At 60.8% G+C, this 15,291-nt stretch carries 14 protein-coding genes; 5 read left to right on the top strand and 9 right to left on the bottom strand.

The features are described from left to right. Positions 1 to 55 precede the first annotated feature (55 nt). The 3 genes from GH656_RS00800 to GH656_RS00790 all read right to left on the bottom strand — a co-directional run bounded on the left by GH656_RS00800 (position 56) and on the right by GH656_RS00790 (position 4,165). Entirely contained in the window at positions 56 to 1,723 is a 1,668-nt protein-coding gene (locus GH656_RS00800; RefSeq protein ID WP_153074147.1) for a Na+/H+ antiporter, read from the bottom strand. A 559-nt stretch (positions 1,724 to 2,282) separates the two neighbouring features. After that, a complete protein-coding gene (locus tag GH656_RS00795; protein ID WP_153074146.1) occupies positions 2,283 to 3,860 on the bottom strand; it encodes a tetratricopeptide repeat protein in 1,578 nt (525 codons plus the stop codon). Between the two features lie 47 nt (positions 3,861 to 3,907). Continuing rightward, on the bottom strand, positions 3,908 to 4,165 hold the full coding sequence (locus GH656_RS00790; protein WP_153074145.1) for a hypothetical protein: 258 nt from the start codon (positions 4,163 to 4,165) through the stop codon (positions 3,908 to 3,910). A gap of 350 nt (positions 4,166 to 4,515) precedes the next feature. On the opposite strand from GH656_RS00790, the gene GH656_RS00785 reads away from it, so the two are divergent. Further along, positions 4,516 to 5,220: a copper homeostasis protein CutC gene (locus tag GH656_RS00785; protein ID WP_153074144.1), complete on the top strand. Its 705-nt coding sequence runs from the start codon at positions 4,516 to 4,518 to the stop codon at positions 5,218 to 5,220. A 139-nt stretch (positions 5,221 to 5,359) separates the two neighbouring features. On the opposite strand, the gene GH656_RS00780 is transcribed toward GH656_RS00785, so the two are convergent. Continuing rightward, positions 5,360 to 6,178, bottom strand: a complete 819-nt coding sequence (locus tag GH656_RS00780; protein WP_153074143.1) for a TrmB family transcriptional regulator — start codon at positions 6,176 to 6,178, stop codon at positions 5,360 to 5,362. Between the two features lie 195 nt (positions 6,179 to 6,373). Between GH656_RS00780 and GH656_RS00775 the strand changes: the two genes are divergently transcribed. The 4 genes from GH656_RS00775 (at position 6,374) to GH656_RS00760 (ending at position 10,173) form a co-directional block, all read left to right on the top strand. Next, on the top strand, positions 6,374 to 7,996 hold the full coding sequence (locus GH656_RS00775) for an MFS transporter (protein WP_153074142.1): 1,623 nt from the start codon (positions 6,374 to 6,376) through the stop codon (positions 7,994 to 7,996). 28 nt (positions 7,997 to 8,024) lie between these two features. Beyond that, positions 8,025 to 9,065 (top strand): nitrilase-related carbon-nitrogen hydrolase, encoded by a 1,041-nt coding sequence (locus GH656_RS00770; RefSeq protein WP_153074141.1) that lies wholly within the window; start codon positions 8,025 to 8,027, stop codon positions 9,063 to 9,065. A gap of 422 nt (positions 9,066 to 9,487) precedes the next feature. Beyond that, on the top strand, positions 9,488 to 9,730 hold the full coding sequence (locus tag GH656_RS00765; RefSeq protein ID WP_153074140.1) for a CopG family transcriptional regulator: 243 nt from the start codon (positions 9,488 to 9,490) through the stop codon (positions 9,728 to 9,730). Next, positions 9,727 to 10,173, top strand: a complete 447-nt coding sequence (locus GH656_RS00760; RefSeq protein WP_153074139.1) for a putative toxin-antitoxin system toxin component, PIN family — start codon at positions 9,727 to 9,729, stop codon at positions 10,171 to 10,173. The genes GH656_RS00765 and GH656_RS00760 overlap by 4 nt, the downstream gene beginning before the upstream one ends. Positions 10,174 to 10,547: 374 nt before the next feature. Here GH656_RS00760 and GH656_RS00755 read toward each other — a convergent pair whose 3' ends face one another. From GH656_RS00755 to GH656_RS00735, 5 genes are all read right to left on the bottom strand, one after another. Beyond that, positions 10,548 to 11,462 (bottom strand): carbohydrate kinase family protein, encoded by a 915-nt coding sequence (locus GH656_RS00755; protein ID WP_153074138.1) that lies wholly within the window; start codon positions 11,460 to 11,462, stop codon positions 10,548 to 10,550. A 21-nt stretch (positions 11,463 to 11,483) separates the two neighbouring features. Next, positions 11,484 to 12,755, bottom strand: a complete 1,272-nt coding sequence (locus GH656_RS00750) for an AGE family epimerase/isomerase (RefSeq protein ID WP_153074137.1) — start codon at positions 12,753 to 12,755, stop codon at positions 11,484 to 11,486. Positions 12,756 to 12,885: 130 nt separating this feature from the next. After that, a complete protein-coding gene (locus GH656_RS00745) occupies positions 12,886 to 13,062 on the bottom strand; it encodes a hypothetical protein (RefSeq protein ID WP_153074136.1) in 177 nt (58 codons plus the stop codon). A gap of 153 nt (positions 13,063 to 13,215) precedes the next feature. Next, complete coding sequence (locus GH656_RS00740) at positions 13,216 to 14,238, bottom strand: bile acid:sodium symporter family protein (RefSeq protein WP_153074135.1); 1,023 nt, start codon at positions 14,236 to 14,238, stop codon at positions 13,216 to 13,218. Between the two features lie 231 nt (positions 14,239 to 14,469). Then, positions 14,470 to 15,282, bottom strand: a complete 813-nt coding sequence (locus GH656_RS00735) for a siderophore-interacting protein (RefSeq protein ID WP_153074134.1) — start codon at positions 15,280 to 15,282, stop codon at positions 14,470 to 14,472. Between the last annotated feature and the right edge of the window lie 9 nt (positions 15,283 to 15,291).

Raw genomic sequence — 15,291 nt, 5'->3', positions numbered from 1 at the left:
TTTTCAGCGTAGCGGTTAGTGGTTAGCAGCTTGCGGCCAGCGTGATGCCAGCGTTTCAGGCCTTGAAGCGGCCACGGCTGGTCAGCGCGGTTTCGGCCAGATCAGTCTCGCGCATCAGTTTGTTGAGGGTTTCATCGTTGATCTGCTGTGTGCTGCGTAGCGAGAGCAACGTCGCCCGCTCTGCGCGAATGGCCGCCAGTTTCATCTGGCGCTCTAGCGCTTCGGCACGGCGGGCGACTTCGGCGGGCTCTTTCTCGTCGGTCAGCGTCGCCAGCCTGCGCCGGTACAAATCCATTACCCGTGCGGTCACTTCAGTGGCATACGCTGAAGCGGCTTCGTCTAGTTCGGCCGCCACGGTGTCATGCACGTCTTCGATCGCGCGGATCGCAGCTTGCGCCGACTGGGTGCGCGCCAGCCGCTCTTCGGCGGCATGCGGGTCCTGGCCACTGTGACGCCAGCCGCGCAGCAGCAGCGGCAAGGCCACTACCGCTATCAGCAACGACACCAGAATTACCCCCGACGCAATAAAAATTGCCACGTTCCGCCCTGGCAGTGCCGTGCCGTTGGAGAGCACCACGGGCAGCGATAGCACGCCTGCAAGCGTGATTGCTCCGCGCACACCTGCCACGGTGGTGACGGCGACGGTACGCAGGCCAGGCACCGCGTTGCTGACGCCATGCTTGACCGCGTTGCGGCTGGCAAACCAGCGCAGCAGCCAGACCCAGACAAAGCGCAGCGCATACAGCGCGAGCGTGACTGCGGCGACATAGCCCAGCAGCACACCGACTAGCGCATTGCTGGTTTCGTGCGCTTCCAGCAGCGCGCTGCCGAGGATATGCGGGAACTGCAGTCCCAGCAAAATAAACACCATGCCGTTGAAGATGAATTCGATCATGGCCCACGTGCTGTTGGCGCGCATCCGCGCGGCCACTGGCCCGGCATGCGAGACGCTGGTGTGGTTCATCATCATCCCGGCCGCGACGGCCGCCAGAATGCCGGACCAGCCTGCGTGTTCCGCGAAGAGATACGAGGCGAACGGAATCAGCAAAGTCATGATGACGCCCGGGGCGGGGTCCCCTTCTCCGCTGAAGGCGCTCACCCGCACCGAGATCACGCTGAAAATCCAGCTGACGGCTGCACCAGTTGCCAGCCCGCCCAGCGCGATGATGACGAAGCTGAGCGACGCATCGCGCAGCGAAAACACGCCGGTCAGCGCGGCTGCGATGGCGAACTTCAGTGCGACGAGGCCGGACGCGTCGTTCATCAGCGCCTCGCCTTCGAGGATGTGCATCAGCTGTGCGGGAATACGGTCTTTGCCCGCGATGCCGGAGAGCGCGACGGCATCGGTTGGCGAGAGCACGGCAGCCAGCGCGAATGCAATCGGCAGGGAGATCACCGGCACTAGCGCATGAATGAAGTAGCCCACGGCCAGCACGGTCATGAATACCAGGCCGAGCGCGAGCATCAGGATGGCGCGACGCTGCATGAAAAATTCGCGCTTGGGGATGCGCCAGCCATCGGCGAATAGCAGCGGCGGAATGAACAGCAACATGAAGAGTTCTGGATCGAACGTGACGTGCAAGCCAAGCGCAGGCCAGGCGAGTAACGCACCGAGCGCGATTTGCACGAGCGGCAGCGGCACCTTGAATGGCAGAAGCCGCACGCCGACACCGGAGAGTGACACGGCCAGCAGCAAGATCAGAACGGTAAAGACGATTTCCATTGGCTGGATGGGTGTGGTGGTGTGTCGGTGTGGGGAGGCGGTGAGGTGTGGCTGGGCGTCGGGCCTGGCTGGCTGGTTATGCGAGCCGGTTGTGGCTTGTTGTGGCCGGTGACGGCTGGGCCGCTGCGCTTGCGCGAAGGCTGAAGTTTAGCCTGAGCCGTCAGGCTGGGAGGGGTAAGGAAAACGTAATGGCGAGGAGGGTGATTGTTCTTGGCTGCGGCTTGGTGCCGGGGGGCGCAGTGTTTTGGTGGCGGGGTGCTCGGGTGTCAGTGCGGCTGGCATGCTTGGCATCTTCAGTACTTCCAACCCCTCCGGCACTTTCAGTGCCTCCAGCGGCTTCCAACCCCTCCAGCATCACGGCACACCCGGTGCTGGCTTTCTGCTTTGAAGCGGGTTTGGCCGCCGGTTGTACTGCTTATTAGCGGAATAAACCAGTTCATCTGGCGCTTTCTTCAGGTATTCAGGTGTCCACCGCAACTAGCAGATTCCAGAGCGTAAAGCCCGGCCAGCGATCTAATCGCGGCGCGACGAGGCCGTCACGCCGCGCTGAATTCTCCAGTCAGGCGCGCTGCGGTGCCCATGTCCCATCCGGCAACTGCAACGCGCGCGTGACGCGCTCAATGACCCCATCCCAGTCGCCCGCTTGCGTTTGCCTGAAGAGGCGAGCGCTCGGATACCACGGCGAATCATCCCGCTCGGTCAGCCAGCGCCAGCAGCCGTCGAATCTCGACAGTATCCACACCGGTTTGCCGAGCGCCCCGGCCATATGCGCTACGGACGTATCCACGGTGATGACAAGGTCCAGATGCTCGATGATCGCGGCGGTGTCGGCGAAGTCTTGCACCTCGCCCATCAAGTCAAGTGGCTGCAATTCCTGGGGCAGCTCGGTGAGCTGCACGCGTGTGGTCGCACCCACCTGCAAGCTCACAAAGACGATACCCGGCACGCGCAGCAGCGGCAGATAGGCAGAAGCCTTAAGTGAGCGGCGGGCATCAACGGCATTCGCACCAGGTCGATCCAGACGCGGGTTGCCTGCCCAGACCAGGCCGACGCGAGGCAAGCGGGAGGATTCGCCGGACAGGTTTAGCCGGTCGTGCCAATGCTGTATGCGCTCACGGTCTGCGTGGAGATAGGGGATGGTGGCCGGAATGGTCTCGAGACGTGTGTCGAAGGCCATCGGCAGAGACATCAGCGGGCATTGCCAGTCCCAGTCAGTGAGCACGTCTGGCAATGATTCGAGCAGCACGAGATTGGCGTAACGAGAGCAGAAGGAGTCTTCGAAGAGACGCCAAAGCGGAGCGGGGCAGACATAGCCGACTTTCTGAAATCGTTCATGCACCAGTGGCAGATAACGCGCGAACTGAAGCGCGTCGCCCAGGCCTTGCTCATGAAACACGAGTAAATGCCGCCGCGGTGCCAGCGGGTCGTCGGTTGCGCTGCTCCATTGCGGGAGTGGAATATCGGGGCGCGGCACCGGTGGAGAACCGTCCGCGCCGTTATTGCACACCCAGCGGTCTTCGAAGTAGGGCCATGCTTCAGCGAAGCGCCCGAGTTTTAACAGGACATGGCCCAGGTTGCTGCGCGCTTCACTATTGCTGGGATCTAGCGTAATGGCGCAACGAAAGTGAGGTTCGGCCTTGGCCGGTTGAACCATCTTTGTTAGAACGAGGCCGAGATTGTTATGCGCGGCGGAATGCTCAGGTTCAAAGCTGATTGCTGTGCGATAGCACGCGGCGGCTTCTTCGAAACGCCCCAGCATGTGCTTCGCCAGGCCCGCATTGAAGTGCAGGATTGCACAATCAGGTTGCAGTGCGAGGCCTTGCTGGATGCTATCTATCGCGTTTTCGTAATCACGGCATGCGGTGTACACCGCGCCAAGGCTGTTGAACGTTGTTGCGCTGGGTTGAATGGCTGCTGCGCGATGAATCCAGTGCAACGCTTCCTCATACTGCTGCAGGGCAAACGCAACGAGCCCTCGCAGGTGCTGGATATTCGCGTCGAACGGTTGCGACTGGAGCCGCGGTTCGAGGATCTCCACGGCTTGCGCATACCGTCCTTCGGTATAAGCGCACAGAGCGGCCTGATAGTGAGCGGCAGCGTCAGATGCGCTATCCGGGTTGGCTGGCGAGGTGTTCATAGCGTTTCCAGAAACAAGGTTATTCCGATGAAGACGCAGCAGATTAATCAGGGTAAGCAGGGCGTTCGCCACATCGGTACGGCATTCAGATCGACATCCTGCAGCAAGGGCGCTCGACGCTGGTCACGAGAGAGGGGCCGGATGAGAAGACGACGGGTGACGAAGCTCGTGCCGCTGCGTTGCTGTAATGCGTCGATGGCAACGCCAGCACCCCTGAGCATCATTGCCACGTCTGCCGTGGCTGACGATTGCGTTGCGCGGGCAGGCGCTTCGTCGATGATTTCGTCTGCTGAATATGTGTTCATGGCACTGCCGACGATCTGATCTATCTGCTGGCCGCGAATTCGCCGATTTTAGCGCCATCGGTTGCCGGTGAGTGCCGGCTGGAACACGCGCAGGTTGCGGATGATTCCAGCGATGCCGCGCTACATGAGCCGCTTGCCACAGCAAGGTGGCTGCGTTTTTCTGCGCGTGTCATGGCCTCGGTGCATGTCTGAATGACGCTCGTTGCTACACTGCCTGGCGTTTCAGTGCGCTATCTCTCGCCCGTCATCCAGAGCCTCGCCTCAGTGCCGCTGTTGGCCTGACACAGGCTTCCGGTTTCAGTGCGCTCAGGTTTCGTGTGTTCCATCCTGCCCCTCCGGTTTGCCAGATCATGCCCAATCCATCCGTCTTGCTCGAAGTCATCGCCACCACACTCACCGACGCCCGTTTGGCCGAACAGGCTGGGGCGAACCGCCTCGAACTAGTCACCGGGATGGCCGAAGGCGGCTTGACGCCCAGCCTCGGTTTGATCGAAGCGGTGCTCGATGCGGTGCGGATTCCGGTGAACGTGATCGTCAGGCCGCATAGCCGGTCATTTGTTTTTTCTGCCGATGACTACGCGGTGATGTTGCGTGATATCCGCACGCTCGTCGCAGCGGGGGCGCACGGCATTGTCATCGGGATGCTGACAGCCTCTGGCGAGATCGACCAGGAGGGCCTGAAACGCGTGATTGAGGCAGCACAGGGCGTGCCCATTACGTTTCACCGGGCATTTGATGAGGTGCGGGATCAGCCTCGGGCACTGGATGTGCTGCTGGCCTATCCGGGCGTGACGAACCTGCTGACATCGGGTGGACAGCCTTCTGTACTGCAGGCCATCGACACCATTCGTGCGCTGGTGCAGCAGGCGCAAGGGTCGCACTGCACGGTGCTGGCGGGAGCCGGACTGACGCTTGAGACGGTCGCGGGGCTGGTTCAGGCCAGCGGCGTGCAGGCAGTGCATTTTGGTAGCGGCGTGCGCGTAGGCGGCAATGGGCTCGCGCCAGTGGACGCGGCTCAGGTAGCGCGCGTGCGCGCGTTACTTGACGCTCTTTGAATGGCCTTGCGGGTTTGGTCTGGCGCGCTGGGGCTGGCATTACAGCGGTTGCGGATATCGGGCTTGTGCTGGCTGCTGAGCCTCTGCTGCTAAGGCCGTTGCTAAGCCCGCTAAGCCCGCTAAGCAGCCAGCAACGGCCTTATCCAGGAGCAGGTTCAGTGGCGGTCGCGCGGGTTTTAGCCGTGGTTGCCGCTACGCGCGTCTGCTGCGGCGCAACTGGCGTCGAGGTGTGCCACAGGCCTTCGAACATCGCGCGCTGAAACGCGGCGAACTCAGCGCTTTCGATACACAACGCGTAATGCTCCCGGCGCGATGAGATGTACGCCACCTTGTCGTCGTAGACATACGAAGTCATGCCTAAATCGAGCGTGCTGGGGGCATAGCGCAGATACCGCCGCTCGGTGTGCGAGGCAGGCCATAGCAAGCCTGCTTCGCGGCTTTCGGAGCGCACTACGCGCAGATTTAAGCCAGCCTTGATCCGCGCCTGGATATAGCGCTGCATCACGTCCTGCCCGGGTGTTTCCAGCAGTTCAGCCATGGCCAGCACGCCGCATAGCTCACCGCTCTGGCACGAAAGCGTGTCGTACAGCACTTCCGTGATGCCTTCGATGCCTTCGAAATAACGCACTTGTGGTTTGCTGCCGCCGCGCTGATGCAACGAGCGTAACTGCGGCACGAGGCTTTGCGCGATCAGCCGTTGCTCCTCGATGCGCCGCAAGAGCACCAGCGGGTCCTGGGCCTGCACATAGGAACGGGGGCCACGCGAGATGCGCGAGATCAGGCCATCAGCGATGAGCCGTTCCACCACTTCATAAGCATTGGTGCGACCGATGCCCGCACGCCGGGAAATATCCGCAATCGAGGCTTCGCCTAACTCCAGTGCGGCGAGGTAAAAACGGGCCCGGTTGCCATCAAGGCCTAGTTGTCCGAGTAATGACTCAATTGTCTGCTCAACCATATGTCTCTCTTTTGCTATGTGTTGTATGGGTACTTAATACAAAAAATCTTTTTAAATATCAGTTAATTAAGCTAATTAACCAGATTTAATGCAGGTTAAGGTTGACGTTTTATTCGCTCAACTTCAATGTTCGGCCGGGAAGTTACAAAGAAATCATTCGTAGACCGAAGACAGATTTTATCCGGGGAAAAGTACATGGCAGAGAACTCTTTGGCGGGCACCGCCGATGTCAAAGCAGGTATTTCACGTGAAGACCGCAAGGTTATTCTGGCGTCATCCCTCGGCACTATTTTTGAGTGGTACGACTTTTATCTGTATGGCTCGCTAGCGGTTGTTATCTCGCGCCAGTTCTTTGCCGGGGTAAACGAAGCCACGGGTTTTGTTTTTGCTTTGCTGGCCTTTGCAGCGGGCTTTATCGTGCGGCCGTTTGGCGCGATATTTTTTGGCCGGCTGGGCGACATCATCGGGCGCAAGCACACCTTCCTCGTCACGATGCTGCTGATGGGGCTTTCCACGCTGGCCGTGGGCCTTTTGCCGAACTATGCCGCGATTGGTGTCGCCGCGCCGATCCTGCTGATTACCGCGCGTCTGCTGCAAGGCCTGGCGCTGGGCGGTGAATACGGCGGTGCGGCGGTGTATGTCGCGGAACACGCTCCCGCGTCACAGCGCGGCTACTACACCAGCTGGATTCAAACCACCGCAACCATTGGCTTGTTGCTCTCGCTGGCGGTCATTCTGGGCTGCCGTCTGCTGACTGGCGATGCATTCGATACCTGGGGCTGGCGGATTCCGTTCTGGGTGTCGATTGGCATGCTGGCGGTGTCCATGTGGATTCGCCTGTCGATGCATGAGTCGCCCGCGTTCTTGCGTATGAAGGCTGAAGGCAAGCTGTCGAAAGCGCCATTGCGCGAAGTGTTTGGCGAGCGCCGCAATCTGGCCAAGCTGCTGATCGCGCTGTTCGGCATGATCGCTGGCATGACGGTGGTCTGGTACACGGGGCAGTTCTACGTGCTGTACTTCATGACTCAGTCGCTGCGGCTCGATCCCATGAGCGCCAACCTGCTACTGGGCGCGGCGTTATTGCTCGGTAGTCCGTTCTTTATTTTCTTTGGTGCGCTGTCGGATCGCATTGGCCGCAAACCGGTGATGCTGGCTGGGATGCTCGCAGCCGCCATCTTGCTGATGCCCCTCTTCAAGGGCCTGACTCAGGCGATCAATCCTCAGATTGCCGCCGCCGCGCAAACCTCGAGGGTGGTCGTGGCGGCTGATCCAGCCCAATGCCATGTGCAGTTCGACTTGCTTGGGCAGCGCAAGAATACGAGCGAGTGCGACCAGATCAAGGCGTTTCTTGCCAAGGCCGGCGTGCCATACAGAAACCAGACGTTAAATGCGGGTGACGCCGCCCATATATGGATCGGCACGAAACAGATCGAAGGTTTTGATCCCGTCCGCCTGAAACAGGAACTAAACGCGGCGCACTATCCGGCGCAAGCCGACCCGGCACAGGTCAATTACCCGCTGGCGCTCGCCCTGCTGTTCGCATTGATTCTTCTCGTGACAATGGTCTATAGCCCGCTTGCTGCGGCGTTGGTCGAGATGTTTCCGACACGGATTCGTTACACGGCGCTGTCGGTGCCGTATCACGTTGGCGTTGGCTGGATCGGCGGGCTGCTGCCGACGATCTCGTTTAGCCTGGTTACGGCCACGGGCGATATGTATTTTGGTCTTTGGTATCCGGTTGCCATTGCTGCATTCGGCTTTGTTGTGGGCCTGGTTTTCGTGCGTGAAACCCGGGGTGTGGATATTGAACAAAACTGATGTTTTACCTGTCGAGGAGCGCTAGCACATGACTGATGAGCCAACTTCAATTCAGGGCCGTGCGCCTGTGCGCGTAGCTGTCGTCCAGGCCGCGCCGGTGGCATTCGATCTGGAGCGCACGCTTGCCAAAACCTCACGGCTGGTTCGGGAGGCCGCCGCTAGCGGCGCGCAACTGGTGCTGTTTCCCGAGGCATTTATCTCGGCCTATCCGCGCGGGATGGATTTTTTCACGGTGATTGGCGCACGCGGCGCGGCGGGCCGCGAATGGTATCGCCGCTACTGGGCCAGCTCAATCGAGGTGCCTGGCCCGGTTACCCAGCGGCTGGGTGAGATGGCGCGCGAGCATGCGCTGCATCTAGTGCTTGGCGTGATCGAGCGCGAAGGCGGCACGTTGTATTGCACCGCGCTGATGTTCGGGCCGGACGGCCAGTTGCTGGGCAAACACCGCAAGCTGATGCCCACTGGTGCCGAGCGGCTGGTGTGGGGGTGTGGCGATGGCTCAACGATTCCGGTGGTGGAGACCCCGCTAGGGCGGCTGGGCACGGCGATTTGCTGGGAAAACTACATGCCGCTGTATCGCACGGCGCTCTATGGCAAGGGTATCGAGTTGTACTGCGCGCCTACTGCCGATGCCCGCGATAGCTGGCTTGCCAGCATGCAGCACATCGCGCTGGAAGGACGCTGCTTCGTGCTGTCGTGCAACCAGTTCGCCCGGCGCAGCGATTACCCGCTTGATTACCCGGCGTTCCATGATGCTGCGCCGGACGAAGTCGTGTCACGCGGCGGAAGCTGCATCGTGAGCCCAATGGGCGAATTGCTGGCTGGGCCTTGTTTTGACGGCGAGCAAGTGCTGGTCGCAGAACTGGACATGGACGACATCGTGCGCGCGAAGTTCGATTTCGATCCGGTTGGGCATTACGCACGGCCCGATGTGTTGCGTATGACGGTCGATGAACGACCCCGGCGAGCGGTGAGCTGGCAACAGGATGCACCTGTGTCCGTGTCTACCGCCGCCGCTGCTGTTGCTGTTGCTGCATCCGATGATGGAGCGGCGCAGGTTTATGGCTGAGCCTTCAGGACGCGGGGTGGTGGCTGAACATGAAGCAACGACGTAGTGAAGCAGTGAATTACCGCTGCAGTATCGATGGCCTGCTCATCGACGGCCTGCTAACGGGACGTGCTTCGAATGACCCGCGCCTCGTCCTCGCTTGGCCGCTTTTATCTCGCGCCTCCCTCGTCTTTTTTTAGCCTCTCTTTGATAAGGCCAGAGGGTTTATCGCTGGTCTGCTGTCTCTCGACGTCGTGTCCGACCTCCTCGGAACACACGACGTTTTTTGCCGGGCGGCTTTCACAGCGCCCGCTTTTTCACGTTTCCCCCGAATCATCTGGTTCGTCCGTTTTGCTTTGAATCGGGAGCACCTTTTGCGGAATAGGAGATTGGTGTGTTGGTGTCTTGGTGTTTTGATGTTTAACTGTGTGCATGAGAACGCTATGAGCCGCTTGACCATAACCCTGACAGACGCCCGCTACCTCGCGCTTAAAGAAGCCGCCGCGCAGCGCGACAAGACCATTGGCCAATTGATTGAAGAAAGCCTGGAGTTTTATGGCATCAAGTCGCGCGAAAGCGCCGCCGATCTGGTACAGCGCGCGCGCCAGAACGCGGACATGACTCCCGAAGCGGCGATGGCCGCTGGGCTGGATGCGGTTCGCGCGGTACGCAAGAAAAAGGCATGAGCCGGGTGCAGTTCCCCATCATTGATACCAACGTGGTGGTGGCTGGCCTGCTGACCAGCCATACGTCGTCGCCAGTCGCCCGCATTCTGGAGGGCATGCTGGCCGCGACGTTTCCGTTTGTGCTTTCTGAGGCGTTACTGGGCGAGTACCACGAAGTGCTGATGCGCCCGAAGCTGAAAAAGCTGCACCGGCTGTCCGTATCCGAGGTCGAAGCCATCCTGACTGACTTGGCGCAACTGGCTATTCTGCTCGCGCCGGTTCCCGCTCCGCGCGCACCTGATCCGGGTGACCAACTGCGGTGGGATCTGCTGGCGGCACGCCCAGATGTGATTCTCGTGACCGGCGACAAGCTGCTACTGCAACATGGCGTTCATCATGAACACCGCAGCATGGCAGGCCGGATCGTGACGCCGCAAGCCTTTAGCGATGAGCGGCTCGACTGAAGCCTGGCGGCCACGTTAAACGTGGCTTTCTGCGTGGGTAGTGCCCGAGAGTGGTTGTGCTTGAGCGTGTCTGGCAAGGCGGCTATCGCTCGCCGGATACCGCCTCTGCGCAGGGCCCGTTGCGGAGCCTTCACGGGCCATCAAAAAATCGTATGCCAGCCGTTTTTGATTGATATTTTTTGCATTTAACTGCGCTGTCATAGCCATACCCCGGGACTCATTGCGGTACCGGGTCCATACGAGACACGCTAGCTCAACCCGGCAAGCGTAGCTTGTGGCTGATGTGGCTGATGTGACCAATACGGCCAATACGGCCAATACGGCCAATACGGCCAAACTCCCGGCGAGTTCTCCGCATCACCCGTACCGGTGTTTTATCCCTCCAGTAGCGCCACCACTTCATCCAGCGAAGGGGCATGCGCTCCCGCCTTGCGGCATGCTGCCGCGCCCGCTGCCAGTGCAAATGCCAGGTGCTCCTGCCACTGCCGTTGTGGCGCACTCATCAGGCTGAACAGCAAGCCGCCAATTGACGCGTCTCCCGCCCCTACCGTATCGACTACCTCCACGCGTGGTGGAGTGGCTTCAATGATCCGGTCGCCGTCAAACAACGTAGCGGACCCCGCTCCCCGGGTGACTAGCACCGTTGCCTGTGGGTTCAGTGCGCGCAGTTGAGCCAGCGCGGCGGCTTCGTCAGCGGTACCGAAGAGATGGCGTAAATCTTCATCCGAGACCTTGATGAGATCAGCGAGCTTTGCCATGCGTTGCAAAACTGGCGCATAACCGTGTTCCATCAGGTTGCGATAGTTCGGGTCAAAGCTGATCTTTACCCCGCGTGCGCGTAGCGTTTCAGCCAGCGTGGCGAGCGTCGTGCCGAGCGGCTGACGCACGAGGCTGATGCAGCCGAAATGCGCCCATTGCACCTGCTCGATCCAGCCTGCGGGAAGCAGCGCGGGATCGAACGCGAGATCGGCACTGTTTTCGCCCATGAAAAAGTACGCAGGCGGATGCGTTTGATGCACCACTGCCAGCAACGGTGGGCGCGCCACGCGTTGCATGAAGCGCAGGTCTAGCTTCGCGGCGAGACTGGCTTGCCATAGTTCATCGGAAAAACAGTCGAGCCCCAGCGAGCCCGCGCAAGCGCTTGGCACACCGAGCCGGGCCACGGCGCGAGCGACGTTCCAGCCCGCGCCGCCTGGCCGGGATAGCCATTGCGCGGTGCCGTCACGCACCAGGTCAGTCAGGATGTCGCCCGCCGAAACGAACGAGGGCAATGCAGTGTGTGCAGTCATAGGCTCAGATCAGAAGGCGGTTCAGGAAGCTGAATGGGATGGCGTGGCGGGCGGCAGCGCGTGGGCGAGCACTTCATAACACGCGCCCATCGTGTGGTAATCGGTTTTGCCCGCTGGGCTTTTTTCATCGCTGTACTTGCGGTTGTCGCAGGTCAGGATGCGATACCACGCGCCATAACGGTGATCGACAAAATGCGCCCAGCTATAACGCCAGAGGTCGTCGTACCAGAGCCAAAAGCGCTCGTCGCCAGTGCGCTGGCCGAGTAGCGCCGCAGTAGCGAAAGTTTCGGCCTGTACCCAGAAATATTTGTCGTGATCGCACACCGTGCCGTCTGGGCCGAAGCCGTAATACAGGCCGCCGTGGTGGGCGTCCCAGGCGTGTTCCAGTGCGGCATCGAACAGCTCAATGGCACGGGGTAGCAGCCATGGCTGCGGACGGTGCCGCTCCAGAATAAGCAGCAGCTTGGCCCATTCGGTTTGATGCCCAGGTTGAAAACCCCACGGGCGAAAGATGTTCGAACTGTCGTTCTCGTTGTAATGCCAGTCCACCGACCAGTCGGGATGAAAGTGCTCCCACACCAGGTTCTGGGAGAGCCTGGCCTGACGCTGCGTGATGTTCGTGGCCACGCGTTCCGCTCGGTCCAGATACACCAGATGGCCGGTGGCCTCGTAAGCGGCGAGCAGCGCTTCGGTGGTGTGCATGTTCGCGTTTTGTCCGCGATATGAGCTGATGCGCCAGTCGGGCGTGGCTTCGTCGGCGTAAAGACCCGCTGCGGCATCCCAGAAGCGGTGTTCCATGAGTTCGAAGGTGGCCGCGATCATCGGCGTGGCTTCTTCGATACCGGCCATGGCCGCGTGAGCGTAGGCCAGCAGTACGAACGCCAGGCCGTAACAATGGCGCGTGCCGTCGAGCGTGCGTTTGCGGCCGTCGCGCCATTCCAGTTCCCAGTCGTAGCCGCTGTGCTGCGCATCCCAGTGCGCGTCTTGCAGAAAGCGCAAACCGTGGCGAGCGTAGTCGAGATGCTGCGGCTCGCCGAACTGACGATATGCCATCGCATAGTTAAAGACATAACGGCAACTGCTGACGAGGTGGCGCGTGGTGGCGTCATAAACCGAGCCGTCGTCGCGCAGAAAGTGATGAAAGCCACCGCTTGGATCGAACACATTGGGTGCGTAGAACCCAAGCGTGTGCTGCACGTGCTCCAGCAAAAAGTTGCGCTCGCGGAAGCTGGCAACCGGCGGCACGGGCAAGGCGGCAGCGGGCTCAGAAGGAGTTGTGGCAGAGGCGGTCATAGCTGTTTCACCGGAATGTGGGCACGGGAGCATGGGTTGAATGGGTTTCGCCCGGGGGCTTCGACGGGGCGCGGCGGTGATGATGCGTGCCGGATGAATGCCTGGCCGGGCGCGGGCAATTTGCTGGCGCTTATCTGACCGGACCCGCCACGGCAGAAGATTCATCGAGGCCGATGATGGCGATATCCGGTGCCGCACGCAAGCCATGGGCCTGCGCGTCGAGGTTCGTCAGCGTGCAGCGTTGATCGAGTTCTAGGGCCGTCTGGCAAGGCTTCGACGGATGTGATGCATGGCTTTGGCGTAGCAAAAAGACAGACGTCTTAGGCCATCAGGCCAGGGCGACAACGGCGGCATTTGAGCGTGAAATAGAAAAAAGCCGCACGAGGCGGCTTGATTCTTCTTTTTTCGTTCAGGCCTAAGGAGCGTGCCAATGACCTTTTCTTTTCATGCCAGTGGGCATCTAGCGTTGCGCGCCCGTGGCTGGGGGCGACGCCAGCGTGCCGGGTGCATCTTCGTTGAGATCGCGGGCACCCCAGCGCTGGGCGAGTGCCGCGCACACCATCAACTGGATCTGATGAAACAGCATCAGCGGCAGCACCACTGCACCAACCGAAGACGCGGCAAAAATCACCTTGGCCATTGGCACGCCCGCCGCGAGGCTTTTTTTCGAACCGCAAAAGATGATCGTGATCTGGTCGGCGCGGCTAAAGCCCAACTTTCGGCTGACCAGAATGGTCAAGCCCAGCGCGATGGCCAGCAGCACCGAGCACACCACCACCAGTCCCATCAGCGCCGAGAGCGGAATGGTGTGCCACAGGCCTTCGTTGACCGCCTCGCTGAATGCGCCATACACCACCAGCAGGATCGAGCCTTGATCGACGAACTTCAGCACACCGCGATTGCGCTCGATCCATGCGCCGATAACCGGCCGCAGCAGCTGCCCGGCAATAAACGGCACCAGCAGTTGCAACACGATGCTGCCCACCGTGTGCCAGCCCGAACCGCTGCTACCCGCCTGGCTGGTTACGACCAGGCTGACCAGCGCCGGAGTAATGAAGATCCCCAGCAGGCTGGATGCCGAAGCACTGCACACCGCGGCAGGCACATTGCCTTTCGCAATCGAGGTGAACGCGATGGACGACTGGACCGTCGAGGGCAGCGTGCAGAGAAAGAGGATGCCAGCGTAGAGCGCGGGCGTGACCAGCGGCGACAGCAACGGCTTGAGCGCGAGGCCGAGAAGCGGAAACAGCGCGAACGTGCTGAGGAGCACGACGAGATGGAGCCGCCAGTGAGTCGCGCCCGCAATCACGGCTTCGCGCGATAGCTTGGCGCCATGCATGAAAAACAGCAGCCCGACCGCGAGATTCGTCAGCCAGTTAAAGGCCACCGCTGGTTGGCCGTGAACCGGCAGCAAGCTGGCCAAGGCCACTGTGCCGATCAGGCACAGCGTGAAATTATCGGGAAGCAGTTTCGGGCGGGTCATGCGGGAGTCTCTGAAGGGATGCGGGCGGAGCCTGGTAGCCATGACACCGTGCCAGGCTGCAAAGCCGGGGGTGGCTTCGCGGAAAGCGCCTATTGTCGAAGTGCATCAATAAAAAGACAAATTCATTTAACTGTGAGTTGAATGAGTTTTTCTCATGACGCTTTGTCTTTTCGATTTTCCGTCTTTTCATCCGCATGCCCTGTTCGCCTAAATGAAGTCTGGAGGCAGCTCTTATTCATCCAGCACTTCATGGACGCCTTCCGCGCCGCGCCGCCAGTAAGCTGCGGCCCGGATGCGGGATTTGTCGATGCCACGTTCGTCGCGCAGATATTGCCGCACCGCGCGCATCGCAGCCGCTTCGCCAGCGGCCCAGACGTAGCCCTCGCCAGAAGGCTGGGGCAGTTGCCGTAGCGCTGCGACCAGCGGGCTGGCGGCGTCAGCCGCGTTGCGCGGCAGCCAGGTGGCATGCAATCGCGCCTGAGTAGTAAAGCTGACCTGGCAAGACGGATCGGCGATTTCGATGACGGTGTAAACCTGCGCGCTGGCGGGCAGCTCTTCCAGGCGGCGGGCGATGGCAGGCAAGGCGGTTTCGTCACCAATCAGCCAGTGCCAGTCGAATTCCGTCGGAATAATCATCGAGCCGCGCGGGCCGCCGATGCCCAGATATTGCCCAACCGTGGCTTGCGCGGCCCAGCGGGTGGCGGGCCCCGCATCGTGCAACGCGAACTCGAGGTCGAGCTCGCACGCGGCCTGGTCATATCGGCGTGGCGTGAAATCGCGCATCGCTGGCCGCGGCTGGCTGTCGTCAAACACCAGCCCGTCCGGGCCGGCGTGAGGCAGCGCGAAGGGGGCTGCACCCTCAGGCGGAAAGAACACTTTGAGGTGATCGTCGAATGAAGCGGATTCGAAGTCGTGCAGTGCTTCGCCGCCGAAGGTGACACGCACGAGCTTCGGTGTGACGTGCGATACGCGTTTGACTTGCAGCAAACGCGTCTTGAGCGTGTGCCTGACACGCGTAACCGCTAGATGGCTCAATTCAGTCATGTTTTGTAC

Source organism: Paraburkholderia bonniea (genome assembly GCF_009455625.1).
Classification (GTDB): Bacteria; Pseudomonadota; Gammaproteobacteria; order Burkholderiales; family Burkholderiaceae; genus Paraburkholderia; species Paraburkholderia bonniea.
The sequence above is the reverse complement of the archived record's forward strand: the minus strand, read 5'-3'. Positions and strand labels throughout refer to the sequence as shown.

Bases quoted from the DNA above. Each gene is read 5' to 3' on its own strand.
- GH656_RS00800 (WP_153074147.1), bottom strand. From the start codon at position 1,723: ATGGAAATCGTCTTTACCGTTCTGATCTTGCTGCTGGCCGTGTCACTC.
- GH656_RS00795 (WP_153074146.1), bottom strand. From the start codon at position 3,860: ATGAACACCTCGCCAGCCAACCCGGATAGCGCATCTGACGCTGCCGCT.
- GH656_RS00790 (WP_153074145.1), bottom strand. From the start codon at position 4,165: ATGAACACATATTCAGCAGACGAAATCATCGACGAAGCGCCTGCCCGC.
- GH656_RS00785 (WP_153074144.1), top strand. From the start codon at position 4,516: ATGCCCAATCCATCCGTCTTGCTCGAAGTCATCGCCACCACACTCACC.
- GH656_RS00780 (WP_153074143.1), bottom strand. From the start codon at position 6,178: ATGGTTGAGCAGACAATTGAGTCATTACTCGGACAACTAGGCCTTGAT.
- GH656_RS00775 (WP_153074142.1), top strand. From the start codon at position 6,374: ATGGCAGAGAACTCTTTGGCGGGCACCGCCGATGTCAAAGCAGGTATT.
- GH656_RS00770 (WP_153074141.1), top strand. From the start codon at position 8,025: ATGACTGATGAGCCAACTTCAATTCAGGGCCGTGCGCCTGTGCGCGTA.
- GH656_RS00765 (WP_153074140.1), top strand. From the start codon at position 9,488: ATGAGCCGCTTGACCATAACCCTGACAGACGCCCGCTACCTCGCGCTT.
- GH656_RS00760 (WP_153074139.1), top strand. From the start codon at position 9,727: ATGAGCCGGGTGCAGTTCCCCATCATTGATACCAACGTGGTGGTGGCT.
- GH656_RS00755 (WP_153074138.1), bottom strand. From the start codon at position 11,462: ATGACTGCACACACTGCATTGCCCTCGTTCGTTTCGGCGGGCGACATC.
- GH656_RS00750 (WP_153074137.1), bottom strand. From the start codon at position 12,755: ATGACCGCCTCTGCCACAACTCCTTCTGAGCCCGCTGCCGCCTTGCCC.
- GH656_RS00740 (WP_153074135.1), bottom strand. From the start codon at position 14,238: ATGACCCGCCCGAAACTGCTTCCCGATAATTTCACGCTGTGCCTGATC.
- GH656_RS00735 (WP_153074134.1), bottom strand. From the start codon at position 15,282: ATGACTGAATTGAGCCATCTAGCGGTTACGCGTGTCAGGCACACGCTC.